Consider the following 13,901-nt stretch of genomic DNA (forward strand, 5'->3'; position numbering starts at 1 on the left):
AGGCGAGCGCGGTCCTATGGGCGGTATTTATTATTACCTTCCTGACGCATTTCCCCTCCCCTTCCCATGCTGGTTCGTTTCCGCTTCCTGCCACTGCTCTTTCTGTTGCTGGCCGCTTCATCGTGCTCCAAAAAAACCGCCCGGGAGCAAGCTGCTGAAACGGCTGCCACTACCGATGGCGACGAAATCGACCCCTACTCCAATCTGGTCTTCACCTTCGATGAAAAGGTGGTGGATGAGGGCCAGCAAAACCGCTGGGACACCACGCGCTACGTAACCTTTTCGCCGGCTATTCGGGGCAAGTTCAAGTGGACGGGCGACCGGGAACTGACGTTCTCACCGCTCGAACCGTTCCGGCCCAGCACGGTTTTTTCAGCCAATCTGCAGCCCGAAACCTTACCCAGCGGCAAGCAGAAGCTGGCGCTGAACCGCGCCAAATTCCACACGCCGTACCTGGACATGAGCGCGCCGCAGGTGTTCTACGGCAGCTCGAAGCGGGCGGCGGGCACGGCCGAACTGCGGGCCAACCTGGTGTTCAACTACCCCGTGCGGCCTGCCGATGTGAAAGCCCGCCTGCGCGTGACCCAGGATGGCAAGCCCGTAGCCGTGGAAATCAACTCCGCCGAACCGGACCAAATGGTCGCCTTCACCTTCATGCAGGACGTGCGGCCGGGCTCCCCGATACAAATTGATATTGCCCCCGGCCTGCGCCCGACCACCGGCACCAGGGCCACCGAAAAACCCCTCACCGCCCAGGCCCAGGTGCCCGACCAAAGCATTCTGGAAGTGCGCGAGCTCACCGGCTCCCTGCTCAACGGCCAGCCCGTGGTGACGGTGCTGCTCAACCAGCCCATCAGTGCCGCCGGTGCCCAGGCCACCGTGAAAGTGACGCCCGCCGTGGCCTATTCGGTAGAAGCGCTGGAGAGCGGCTTCACCCTGCGCGGCGGGTTCGAAGTGGGCAAAACCTATCAAATCAGCCTGCTGGCGGGTACGAATGGGCTGTTGGGCGGTCGGCTAAATGAGGCGTTCAGCCAAGCCGTTTCCTTCGGTGATGAGCGGCCGAGCCTGAGCTTCACCAGCAGCGACAAGGCCCTGTACCTGGATGCGCTGGGGAACCGGAAGCTGGGTTTGCGAATCAACGAAGTAGCCAGGGTGAAGGTGACTATTGCGAAGGTCTACGCCAACAACATTCAGCAACTGCTGCGCGGCGAAAAGCAGTACGGTTACCCCGAATACGACGAGGACGAACCCCGCGAATCGAACACCGACGAGAATGGCGACTACATTGACCGCAGCTTTCAGTATTACGACACGGAGAGTATTGGCAACGTTATTTCGGAGCGCACGATTTCTGTCGATGCGCTGCCCAAAGAGGCCGGGCTGCGCCTACTCAATCTCAGCCTGAAAGACCTAGAATTTCAGGGACCGATGAAGGGAATGTACGTGGTGCGCGTGCAGGACACCGAGCGCCAGTGGCTGCAAGTGAGCAAGCTGGTGGCCGTCACGGATTTGGGGCTGATTGTGAAGCAGGGCGCGACGGGCGGCACGGTGGTGTTTGCCAATTCCATTCGCACGGCGCAGCCGCTGAGCGGGGTCACGGTGAACCTGGTGAGCTCTACCAACCAGGTGATTGGCACGACCATAACGGATAAGGCGGGCGTGGCCCAGTTCGACTCGGCGGCGAGCATGAAGCGCTTCAAGCTGGGCATGATTACGGCGGTGAAGGATGCCGATTTCTCCTTCTTGGATTTGACCAAAAGCCGGGTCGAAACCTCGCGCTTCGCGGTGGGCGGGCTGACGTCGAACGCCGCGCACTATCAGGCGTTTTTATACGGCGACCGCAACCTGTACCGGCCCGGCGACACGGTGCGGACCAACACCGTAATCCGCACCGAGGACTGGAAAAGCCCGCCGTCCGGCCTGCCCATGAAAATCCGCCTGCTACTGCCCAGTGGCAAGGAATACAGCAGCCTGCAGCAGAAACTGAGTGCGGCGGGCAGCTTCGAAAGCCGCTTTATTCTGCCGGCCACCGTCATGACGGGCCTTTACACGATGGAGGTGCTGACCGGCAACGACGTGCTGCTGACCTCCCGCCAAATCAGCGTCGAAGAATTCATCCCTGACCGCCTGAAGGTGACTGTGACGGCCGCCCCCACGGTACTCCGGCCCGGCCAGGACGTGACGGCCAGCATCACGGCTGTGAACCTCTTCGGCCCGCCCGCGGCCGACCGCAAGTTTGAGGTCGAATTCTCGCTTAAGCAGAAAGCCTTCGCTCCCAAGGGCTACGACGGCTACAGCTTCACCATCAACAGCGGCGAGCGGCGGCGCAGCACCAACGAGGACGGCGAAGCCAGCAGCGAAAGCGCCCTCACCGCCCGTTTCGAGAAAACCGTGCGCGAAGGCACCACCGACGCCGCCGGCCACGGCACCGCCGCCTACACCGTGCCCGGCTACCACGACCTCGGCACGCTGGAAGGCGTAGCCTTCGCCACAGTGTTTGACGAAACCGGCCGGCCCGTGAACCGCCTCGCCACCTTCGACGTGCAAACCCAGTCCACGATGTTCGGCATCGCCAACCTGCCCGACCTCATCAGCACCAAACAGCCCCTCACGGTGAAGCTGGTGGCCCTCTCCCCAAACGGCCAGCCGGCCCTCGCGCCGGCCGAAGTAAAAGTGGTGCGCCTGCTCTGGGAAACCGTACTGGAGCGCCAGGGCGGCCGCTACGTTTACAATTCACAGCAGCGCGAGCAAACCATTCTCAGCCAGACCCGCTCCGTGCGGGCTGCCACCAGCTTCAGCTTCACCCCCATCTACTCGGGCGAATACGAGGTGCGCGTGAGCCGGCCGGGGGCCAGCAGCTACGTCACGCAACGGTTTTACGCCTACGGCTACGGCGATACCCAGGCCAATTCCTTCGAGGTGAACAACGAGGGCGAGGTGACCATTGAGGCTGACAAACCCAAGTACGCGCCCGGCGAGACGGCCAATCTGCTGCTCAAGTCGCCCTTCACCGGCCGCATTCTGGTGACGGTGGAGCGGGCCAACGTGCTCGACCATTTCTACGTGACCACCGACGGCAAGGCGGCCGAGGTCAAAATCCCCATCAAAGCCGGTCACGTCCCCAACGTGTACGTGACCGCCACCGCCGTGCGCGCCCACACCGCCCAGGACCGCCTGCCCCTCACCGTGGCCCGCGGCTTTCTGCCCCTGACCGTGGAAAAGGCCGATTCGCGCCTCGCCGTGGCCATTGCCGCGCCCGCCACCAGCCGCTCCCAGACCTGGCAAACCGTGGAAATCACCACCGCCCCCCGCGCCCAGCTCACCCTGGCCGTGGTGGACGAGGGCATTCTCCAGCTCAAAAACTACCAGACGCCCGACCCGCACGCCTACTTCTACCAGAAACGAGCATTGGAGGTATCGGCCTTCGACGTGTACCCCTTCCTGCTGCCCGAGCTGGGCACCAGCAGCAGCGGCGGCGACGCGGCCGACCTGCGCCGCCGCACCAACCCCGTACCCAACCGCCGCGTGAAACTGGTATCGAAATGGAGCGGCGTCCTCACCGCCGATGGCGACGGCAAAGTGCGCTACCGGGTGCGCGTGCCGCAGTTCAGCGGGGCGCTCCGCATCATGGCCGTGGCCTACAAAGACGATGCCTTCGGCTCGGCCGAGTTCACGATGAAGGTGGCCGACCCGGTGGTGATTTCCACGGCGTTGCCGCGATTTATGAGCCCTGGCGACACGATTGACGTGCCGGTGACGCTGACGAATACAACGAATAAAACTCTTAGAGTTAGGGTACTCTTCAAATCCAAAGGAATAGAAAGGAAACCAGTGTCTGTTTCGAAATTCAACGTCACATTCCCATACGGCAAGACAGGCAAGATATTCAAAACAGTTGCTGTGAAATCTCCTAATTATGCAGAGGACATTGATTTTAAAGAGGTAACACTTCCCCCAAATAAGGAGCACAGCGTAGTAATTACCAACGTTTATGCAAAGTCAATTGGTGATGCGATAATAAGAGTTGACGCTATATTAATTGACGCCAGTATCCTACTTGAGAACAGCAGCATCAATCCTGCGAACTCAGGAAGAAAATTGGCGGTAGAAAAACGTATCGAACCAAATAGGCTTTTCACCGAAACTACCGAACTCCCAATTCGCCCCGCTTCCTCGCTCGAAAAGCGCACGGGCAGCGGCGTGTTAGCCGGCGGGGCCACGCTCCCACTCAACCTGACCACCGATTTCCTGCCCGCCTCGCGCAGCAGTCGGCTGGTCGTGAGCCGCTCGCCGCTCACGGAGTTCAGCAAGGATTTGCGCTACCTGCTGCAATACCCCTACGGCTGCCTGGAGCAAACCGTGTCGGCCGCCTTCCCGCAGCTTTATTATGCCGATTTGGCGGCCACTTTGCAGCAGAAATCCGGGGCCGGCCCGAAGGCCCAGCGCTACAACCCGAACTACCACGTGCAGGAAGCCATCCGCAAGATTGAGGCGATGCAGCTCTATAACGGCAGCCTGAGCTACTGGCCGGGCGGCGACTACGACAACTGGTGGGCCACCGCCTACGCTGCCCATTTCCTGCAGGAAGCCCAGCAGGCTGGCTTCGCGGTGAATAAATCGGTCCTCGACAAGACGCTGAAGTACCTGGCCTTCCGCCTCAAAAAGCGCGAGACCGAGCCCTACCAGTACTTCGACGTGAACAACCTAGCCCGCCAGCGCGTCATCGCCAAAAAGGAAATCGCCTACTCGCTCTACGTCCTCGCCCTGGCCGGCCGCCAGGATGCCGTGGCCCTGAACTACTACCGCGCCAACCTGCCGCAGCTGGCCCAGGACTCACGCTTCCTCCTCGCCTGCACCCAGAGTTTGCTCGGCAACCAGCGCGCCTTCCGCGAGCTGCTGCCCGCCAAATTCGGGGGCGAAACCGCCGCCAAGCGCGCCCTCGACGGCTCGTTCTACTCCCCCATCCGCGACGAAGGCCTCGTGCTCAACGCCCTCGTCAGCACCGACCCCAACAACCCGCAAATCCCCATCATCGCCCGCCAGCTCAGCCGCCAGATGAAATCCGCTGGCTGGCTCAGCACGCAGGAGCGCGCCTTCGGCCTGCTGGCCCTCGGCAAAATAGCCCGCCAAAACGCCAAAAGCACCGCCACGGCCACGCTCATGCTCGACGGCAAACCGGCCGGAAATTTCGATGGCAAAGACCTGACGCTGCGCAACTTAGCCAACCGCAACGTGAGCATCCGCAGCGCCGGCAAGGGCAGCCTCTACTACTTCTGGGAAACCGAGGGCATCTCGGCCAGCGGCCAGGTGAAGGAGGAAGACGCCTACCTGAAAGTGCGCCGCCAGTTCCTGACCCGCGACGGCGTGGCGCTGGGCACGCCCACCTTCCGCCAGAACGATTTGGTGGTGGTGAAGATTACGCTGGAAGCCGCCGACGCGGCCGGCGAAATCAAGAACGTGGCCATCACCGACCTGCTGCCGGCGGGGCTGGAAATCGAGAACCCGCGCATCGGCGCGTTGCGCGAATTAAGCTGGGCCAAAGATGCCGCCACGCCCGATTACCTGGACGTGCGCGACGACCGGATTAACCTCTTCACCACGGCCACGGGCAAGCCAAAGGCATTCTACTACCTCTGCCGCGCCGTGTCGAAGGGCACCTTCAAACTCGGCCCGGTGAATGCGGATGCGATGTACAACGCTGACTACCATTCCTACAACGGGGCCGGCGTGGTGCGCGTGCGGTAATCGGCACGCGCAAAACCTGCAAAAAAAGGGCCTGCTCGGTTGAGCAGGCCCTTTTCAGTCAACATAAACCCTATTGTCTATTGCAGCACCACACGCTTGGTAGATACCAACTCGCCAGTTTTCACCTTGAGTAAGTAGGTGCCACTGGCCAGCTTGCCAGCGTCGAATTTTACCTGATGCTGGCCGGCACTCTCCGTGCCCGCCACCAGGGTTTGCACCTTGCGGCCGAGGGTGTTGTACACCTCCACGCTCACGGGGCCTTCCTGGTTCAGGTAGTAGCTCAAGGTAGTGCTGCCGCTGAAAGGGTTGGGGTAGGCAACGGTTTCGGCGGTGGCCAGCACATCTGCGGGGCTGGTAGCAGCCGTGGCGGTGCGGGCCGCGGAGGGCTGCGTCAGGGCGTTGTACTGGTCAAAAGTGCGGGTAACGATGACCGCAAAATCGGCGCGGGTAACGCTCTGCGCGGGCTTGAACGTGGCGTGCAGCACAGGCTGCAGGTCGTAGGGACCCTGCGTGAGGCTGAAGAAAACGTTGATGAGGTTCAGGTCGAGGGCCACGCTTACGTAGCCTTCCAGGCCGGCGGGAATGGTGGCAGCGTCGTCGACCGGAATGGTTTGTTCGTTTACTTTCACAGTCACGGCCTTGCCGTTGCGGGCCAGGGCCTGCTGCTGAAAACCGAGGCTTTGCACCAGCGAGTAGGCCAAGGCAGCGCGGTTCACGCCGCCGTTGGGTTCGAAGGTGCCACCAGCGGCGGGCAGCATCACGCCATTGAACTGGTGGAACCGGTCGCGTTGCGCGGCTCCGCGGGCGGCCACCGACTCGGTGAGCAGGATGTCGGTCAAGCTCGACACATCGGAGAAGGTGCGGGCGCCTGTAGTGGGCAGAAATTGGCGGATTCCCTGGCCCATGAGCAGGTAATTGGCCAGCTGCAGGCGGGTGAGGTTGGCATCGGGCACGAAGCCTTTGCTCAGGCCATCGACGAGGCGCTCGGTGACAGCCAGTTTGATAGCGGCTTCGGCGGGGTGGCCCACGATGTCGGCCAGATTGGTGGTGCCGGCCGGCGACTGCAGGGTGATTTTGCCGTTCACCGTTTCAGGCAGGGCCACGCCGCGTACACCTTCTACGCGCACCGTCCAAGTGCCCACCACAGGCGAGGTCACGGCCACGCTACGGTCGGTGCTCAGAGTGAACGTAAGAGGCGTGCCCGAATTGTAGCGCTTACCGGCGGGGTCAAGTAGCACAAGGTTGGTGAGGTTGCCGGTTTCGCCGAGCAGGCCGGGCGAGGAAATTTTCACCTGCAGGCTGTTAGTCCCCGCGCCCACCGCGAAAGTGCGCTGGTTGTTGGCCGTCAGAGCCGGGTCGAAGTTGATGGTAAACGGGATGTCAGTCGCCAGCGAGTTCACGCTGCTGTTGAAGGTGCGGGCCGCGTTCACGGACGTGCCAAATTGCGAAGAGCGAAAAGCCTGGTCCACGGCGGCAAAGGCGTTCACGTAACCTGCGCCCACTTCCCACGATTCTAAGCCGGGCATATTGGTGGCGGTCTTCATCAGCAGCTCCTTCACCTGAGCTGGGTTCAGGCTCGGCTTGGCTTCCAAAATCAGGGCCACCACACCAGCCACGTGCGGACAGGCCATGGAAGTACCGCTGCTGTGCGTGTAGAAAGGCACTTCGCCGGGCGTGAGCACCGCCGCGTCCTGCTGGGCACCCAACGAGGATACCGGTGCCACGGCGCGGGTCGACACCACATCTACGCCGGGGGCAACGATAACGGGCTCGTTCTTAAAGGTCCAGGTTTCGCCATCCACCACAAACGTGCCCTGCTCACCCTTCACGCCGCGCGAGGAGAAACCGGCCAAGCGGCCGTTGCGGTCGCCGGCGCCCACCGAAATGGTCCAGGGCGCAATGGCGTACGGGTTGTGCGTATCGGCCCCGGGGCCGGAGTTGCCAGCGGCAAACACAATCACCATACCACGGTCGTAGCATCTTTTGGTGGCTACGTTAATCGGGCTGTTCACATTGAACTTGCCCGTGCTGCCAAACGAGTTGCTGATGACCCGGATGTTGTACTGAAACTGGTGCGTCAGGGCGTAATCGAAGCCGCCGATGGCATCGAGCACCAGCAGTGCGCCGCCCGAGCCGTAGCCCAGCAGCGAAGCACCGGGCGCTACGCCCTCGTACTTCCCGGCCGACCGTGCCCCGTTGCCGCCCACCGTGCCGGCGCAGTGCGTGCCGTGGCCCGAGTTGGTGTCCGTATTCGGCACGCCTTCGATGTACGACACCGGCAGCATGGAATTCTTCGAGTTCAGGTTGGTCGAGCCCAGCGTGTTCTGCACCAGGTGCGTGCCCAGCTTAATGTCGTCGTGGGTGCCGTCCACGCCGCTGTCGTTGATGAGCACGCCAATGCCACGGCCGGAAACCGGGGTGCCGCCGTTGCGGGCGGTCGTTTGCGCGTCGAGGCGCAGGCGCTTCACGCCCGTCAGGTTCGTATCGTCGTAGTTGTTATAATCAAGCTGTTTGTTGATGTAGAGTGAGCGTACGGCCGGGTTCTGGGCCAAAGCGTCGACCTGAGCCGCCGTGGCGATTACTCCGGCAATGGGCAACGCTTGCATCGTGATGCCGGTGGTGATGCCCAGCTGCTGAAGCAAACTCAGCGCTGAAGCTTGCGGGGCACCACTGCCGTTGAAAGTTACAATTACTTGTGCGGTCGGGTTGACAGCCAGGGCCGCCTGCAGGTCCGGGTCCACGGTTGCCTGCCCGTAGGCAGTGCCGGCCTTGAGGCCAACGAGAACGAGCGTTGCGAATAATTTGCTTTTCATGCAGTGAGTGAAAAAAATGGTAAAAGGTGAAAAAATGGTAGCAGAATAAATAAGCTGAACATTACAATTGACAAACCAACTGTTAATAAGAATTTTATTTGCGAATCAGCAGGTCTTATTGACAACAATGGTTGACTACGGGGAAAAGCACAAATTTTTTAAGCCTAAGGCATGTAAACATTCCTTTTTCTCATCAAAACTACCTATTTATTGAAATTAATATTACTTATTTCTAACACCATTAGAAATAAGTAATCATTTCAGCATTTTTTTTACGTTAATCATATTTTAACTATCCGCATTTCAAGAGAAGTCGTAACTGTTGTGCTTAAATGCCCGAATATTGTTCCCCTCGGCAAATCTCTCCCCAAGCTGCGGAGAGATGCGGGAGTGCACGCACCCCGAAAGGCGCAGTCGACTTGTGACCGAGGTGAGGGGCACGCGCACACCTGGCCCATCGTCCGGAAATACCGATGTCCGGTTTCCGTTATATTTGACCATGACTAGGCAAACTGGATGGCGGCTTGTGGGCACTCTGCTCGCAGGGCTCTTAATAGCAGCGGGCCTCGACCTCGCTTGTCCCCTGCCGCCCGCGCCGCGCTACTCCCCCATTGTGCTGGCGGCCGATGGCAGCGTGCTCCACGCCTACCTGAACCCCACGCAGAAGTGGCGGATGAAAACCGAGCTGGCGGAAATTACCCCGGCTTTGCAGCAGGCCATTATCAACAAAGAAGACCGGTATTTTCGGTATCACTTCGGCGTCAATCCGCTGGCCATAATGCAGGCGGCGGGCCGGAACGTGTTTGGTCGGGGCCGCACCACCGGGGCCAGCACCATCACCATGCAAGTGGCCCGGTTGCTGGAGCCCAAGGAGCGCACGGTTGGCAACAAGCTGCTGGAAATGCTGCGCGCCACGCAATTGGAAGCCCATTATAGCAAAGCCGAAATATTGCAGCTGTACCTGAACCTGGTGCCTTACGGCGGCAACATCGAGGGCGTGAAATCGGCCGCGCTGCTGTATTTCCAGCAACCGCCCGACTACCTGTCCCTGGCCCAAACCGTGACGCTGGCCATTATCCCCAACCAGCCACGGGTGTTGGTGCTGGGCAAGAACAACGACCGAATTCTGGCCGAACGGAACCGCTGGCTGCGGCAGTTTCAGCGGCAGCACTTATTTCCTGACCAGGATATTGCCGATGCGATAAATGAGCCGCTCGATGCGCAGCGCCACGCCGCCCCTGCCCTGGCCCCGCACTTGGCGCGCCGGCTCGTGACGCGTTTTCCCGGCCAACCCATCGTTCATTCCACGCTGCGGCGCGGCCCCCAGGCCAAGGCCGGGGACCTGACCCGCAACTACGTGCGCCGCCTGCGCGAGCTGGGCATTTCGCAGGCCGCCGTGCTGGTGGTGAACAACCGCACCCGCGCCGTGGAGGCCTACGTGGGCTCGGCCGATTTCCAAAACGCGGCCAGCCAGGGCCAGGTCGATGGCGTGCGGGCCGTGCGCTCGCCGGGCAGCACGCTCAAGCCGTTTCTCTACGCGCTGGCCCTGGACCGTGGCATCGTGACGCCGAAGCTGAAGCTGCCCGATGTGCCCACCAATTTCGGCGGTTTCCGGCCCGAGAATTTTGATAAAAGCTGCGCTGGCGAAGTGACCGTGGAGCGGGCCCTGACTTACTCGCTCAACATCCCGGCCGTGCGCGTGCTGGCCGAGGTGGGCGTGGGCAACTTCACCGATAAGCTGCGCGCGGCCGGCTTCCGGAGTGTGGCCAAAGCCGCGCCCCGGCTGGGCCTGAGCACTATTCTAGGCGGCTGCGGCACGACCCTGGAGGAACTGACGGGGCTGTACGTGGCGCTGGCCGATGGCGGACGGTATGCGCCTTTGTCGTTAATTAAAAATGCGTCTAGCAGTCAGACAGCCCGCCCCCTGAAAAACGGCGTTTTTAATTCCCTCTGCTCCCCCGCCGCCGCCTTTCTTATCACCGATATTCTAGCGCAGCGCACCCGGCCCGACCTGCCTTTCGGCTACCAAAGCAGCCGGCACCTACCCAAAATCGCCTGGAAAACCGGCACCAGCTACGGCCGGCGCGATGCCTGGAGCATCGGCTACAACCAGGACTACACCATTGGGGTGTGGGTGGGCAACTTCAGCGGCCAGGGCAGCCCGGCCCTGACCGGGGCCGACATCGCCTCGCCGCTGCTGTTCGACCTGTTCAATACCCTCGCCTACAATTCGCCCAACAACTGGACTACGCCGCCCGCCACGCTCGATTTCCGGCTGGTGTGCACCGAAACCGGCCTCGTGCCCGGCGAGCATTGCCCCAATCAGCTGATTGATTACTACGTGCCCGGCATCTCCACGGCCCGGCGCTGCGAGCACCAGAAAGAAGCTCTGGTTTCGGCTGATAACACAATGGCCTACTGCCGGGCCTGCGTGCCGGCGGCTGGTTTCAAAAGGCAGCTATTTCTGAATCCGCTGCCCGAAGTGCTGGCTTTCCGCGAAACGCAGGGGCTGCCGGCCACGCGCCTGCCGCCGCACAACCCCGCCTGCCGGCTGGTGCGCGGCCGCGACGATGGTGCGGGCCCGGCCCTGGCCATCACCTCCCCGCTCGACCATGCCGAATACGTGCTCAACCGGGGCGAAAAGCAGCAGATGCTGCTCAGCTGCGCGGCGGGTAGCGAGGTGCGCCAGGTGTTCTGGTACGTGAACGACCAGTTTCTGCGCGCCGCCTCGGCCACCGAACGGGTGTTTTTTCGGCCACCCAGCGGAGCAGTAAAAATCTCCTGCGCCGACGACCACGGGCGCAACGTGGATATTCAGCTGCAGGTGGCGCAGATGTGAGCGGCCAGCGTTTTTCAGGCTACCTTCGCCATTCACCTTTCTACTAATATCTCTTAACCTACCGTATCATGGGCGCTTGGGGTCACCGCAATTTCGACAACGACACCGCTGCTGATTACGTGGCCACCTTCCAAGAAAACCCCGTCGAAAGCACCCTTTTTGAAAGTTTGGAGGCTGCTTTTGAAGATGAGTATGTGGATGCTGACGTAGCCAGTGAAGCATTGGCAGCAGCCGAAATTGTGGCAGCGGCCCAGCAAAAAGCAACTTCTGATTTTCCGCAGGACCTACTCCCCAGTATCGCAAGCCTGCATTTTACCAACCCCGAATCGGCCAAAAAGCTAGCACGCCGGGCAGTTAAGGCTATTCTCAAGGAATCGGAGTTGCAGGAGCTTTGGGAAGAAGGAGACGACTACAAAAGCTGGCGTGCGGTGCAACGCGAATTATTGGAGCGACTAACTTGAGCTATCTGCTCAACTCTTAGCCGCCGAAGAAGAAGGCCGGCACGCCCGCCACGCCCGGCTCCACGGCGAATAGATTGCCGCTGAGCGGGTATTCTTGCAGCTGCTGCGGCATGAGGCCACTCCGCGCGGTGGTTATGAACAGGGTTTTCAGCCCCGGCCCACCAAAAGCGCACGACGACGTGAAGGGCGCGGCCACCGACACTACCTGGAGGAGCGCGCCCGTGGCGGGGTCGTAGCGGTGCACGCGGCCGGCACCCCACAGGGCCACCCAGAGCTTGCCTTCGGCGTCGATGGTCATGCCGTCGGGGCCGCCGCTGCCCTGGGGAATGCGGATGACAACACGCGGGTTGGCAATGTTGCCGGTGGCATCGTCGTAATCGAAGGCCTGCACGACCAGCGTAGGCGTGTCGATGTAGTACATCGTGGTTTTATCGAGCGACCAGGCCAAGCCGTTGGAATTGGTGATGCGCCGCAGCATGACGTGGGTGCGGCCATCGGGGTCGTGGCGGTAGAGCATGCCGATATGGGCCCGCCGCCGCAGGTCGAAGGTGCCTACCCAAAACCGGCCGGCCGGGTCACACTTGCCATCGTTGAAACGCAGGTATTCGTCCGTGACGGGGTCGACGCAGCGGGTGAGTCGGCCGGTATTCAGGTCGATTTCGTGGATGCCGGTTTGCAGGGCCACCAGCGCGTGACCGTTGCGCATGGGCACCACCGCGCCGATGCGCTCACCGGTAGGATAGTGCCGGTCCTGACCCGTGGCCGGGTCGAAAACGTGTAGCGCTCGTCCTTCAATATCGACCCAGCAAAGCCGCGCGGTTTCCGGGTTCCAGAGGGCACTCTCGCCCAGCGCGGCCTGCGCGGCCAGGATGGATTTGGCGTGGAGGGCGGGTGCCATTTATATCTTTCCTAAGGTGATGAGCTGCTGTTGGAGTACGGCTACCTGGCCAACTAGGGTCACTTCTTCGGCGGTTTTTGTGCGCACCGGGCAGTTGCCCGCGATACCCAGCTTTTGCAGCGCGGCTCCGTACAGGGCCAGCAGCGCGGGCTCGCCGGCCAGGGTGATGCTGGCGGGGCGGCGGGCTAGCAGGTCGTGGCACTCGCTGCCGATGAGCAGGCCGCTTAGGAAGAAGTAATTCTCCCGCTTGCTGGCTTTTTTGAATAAATCATTGGTGCGGACCAGGAAGGCATTGTGCAGCAGGTTGGCCTGCTGGCTGTGCTCCACCCCTTTTTCGAACCACTGGCGGTTCTGGCCCTCATCCAGCTTGCCGCCTTCTTCCACCGAAGCGGCCAGAATTCCTTTGGTCGAAAGCAAGGAAAAAATCTCCCCGGTCATGTAGGTTTTCATGGCGATGGCCCGGCCGTGCTGCACCAGCACGTGCTTGGCGTGCGTGCCGGGATGCAGGAATAGCTGAGGTTCCGCCGTGTTCTCAAACTGGCAACCCACGAGCTGCACCTCTTCGCCGCGCATCACGTCATCGGCGCTTTTCACGCCCGAAATCAGCAGTATGGAATGCTTGAAATCGGGTTCGGCGGGAATGGTTCTGGTGAGCAAATCTGACCCATCGGTAGCAAAAGGCAGCGGCAGATACGGCAGCTCCAGCATGCCGATGGTGGACGAGGCCATGCCCGAAATCACGACCGGCACCCCATCCAATGACATTTTTACCGTGGTTTCCAGCTTGGTCAGCTGCTTCTGGAGGATGCTCCGGTAGAAGGCTACCCGCTGCGCGGGCGGCTGCCCGGCCTGCTGCCAGCGCTCCGCCGTGGCCGCGTTGCCTTCCTTGGAATGCGTTTCGGCCAGAATCTTCAGCGACTCCCGCTCCACTAGGCGCAGGCGGAAGGCGGAGGTGCCCCAGTCGCAGCTGAGGAAGGTGGTGGTTGGGTCCATGAGAAAATATTATAAACGTCATGTCGAGCACGAACGTCATGTCGAGCACGAACGTCATGTCGAGCATTCTGCGCATCAAGCAGAGACCGAGACATCTCGCGTGCTTCGTTGTGGCGGTTCTGATTACTGCTGCACGCGAGATGTCTCGGCTG

Annotated in this window: 6 protein-coding genes; 3 read left to right on the forward strand and 3 right to left on the reverse strand. The window is 61.3% G+C overall.

From position 1 onward, the window contains the following. Positions 1 to 66: 66 nt before the first annotated feature. Complete coding sequence (locus IEW17_RS12730; RefSeq protein WP_188562429.1) at positions 67 to 5,745, forward strand: alpha-2-macroglobulin family protein; 5,679 nt, start codon at positions 67 to 69, stop codon at positions 5,743 to 5,745. A gap of 77 nt (positions 5,746 to 5,822) precedes the next feature. Here the strand turns inward: IEW17_RS12730 and IEW17_RS12735 are convergent, their stop codons facing one another. Next, positions 5,823 to 8,558, reverse strand: a complete 2,736-nt coding sequence (locus IEW17_RS12735; RefSeq protein ID WP_188562430.1) for a S8/S53 family peptidase — start codon at positions 8,556 to 8,558, stop codon at positions 5,823 to 5,825. Positions 8,559 to 9,084: 526 nt separating this feature from the next. On the opposite strand from IEW17_RS12735, the gene pbpC reads away from it, so the two are divergent. Both pbpC and IEW17_RS12745 read left to right on the forward strand, forming a co-directional pair. Next, positions 9,085 to 11,397, forward strand: coding sequence for a penicillin-binding protein 1C (gene pbpC, locus IEW17_RS12740; RefSeq protein ID WP_229748984.1), 2,313 nt, complete (start codon positions 9,085 to 9,087; stop codon positions 11,395 to 11,397). Between the two features lie 68 nt (positions 11,398 to 11,465). Beyond that, positions 11,466 to 11,858 carry a DUF4259 domain-containing protein gene (locus tag IEW17_RS12745; protein WP_188562432.1) on the forward strand — a complete coding sequence of 131 codons (393 nt, stop codon included), beginning with the start codon at positions 11,466 to 11,468 and terminating at the stop codon, positions 11,856 to 11,858. A gap of 16 nt (positions 11,859 to 11,874) precedes the next feature. On the opposite strand, the gene IEW17_RS12750 is transcribed toward IEW17_RS12745, so the two are convergent. Both IEW17_RS12750 and IEW17_RS12755 read right to left on the reverse strand, forming a co-directional pair. Continuing rightward, positions 11,875 to 12,756 (reverse strand): SMP-30/gluconolactonase/LRE family protein, encoded by an 882-nt coding sequence (locus IEW17_RS12750; RefSeq protein WP_188562433.1) that lies wholly within the window; start codon positions 12,754 to 12,756, stop codon positions 11,875 to 11,877. Further along, a complete protein-coding gene (locus tag IEW17_RS12755) occupies positions 12,757 to 13,749 on the reverse strand; it encodes a 2-dehydro-3-deoxygalactonokinase (RefSeq protein WP_188562434.1) in 993 nt (330 codons plus the stop codon). Positions 13,750 to 13,901 lie beyond the last annotated feature (152 nt).

Source organism: Hymenobacter frigidus (assembly GCF_014640435.1).
Lineage (GTDB): Bacteria > Bacteroidota > Bacteroidia > Cytophagales > Hymenobacteraceae > Hymenobacter > Hymenobacter frigidus.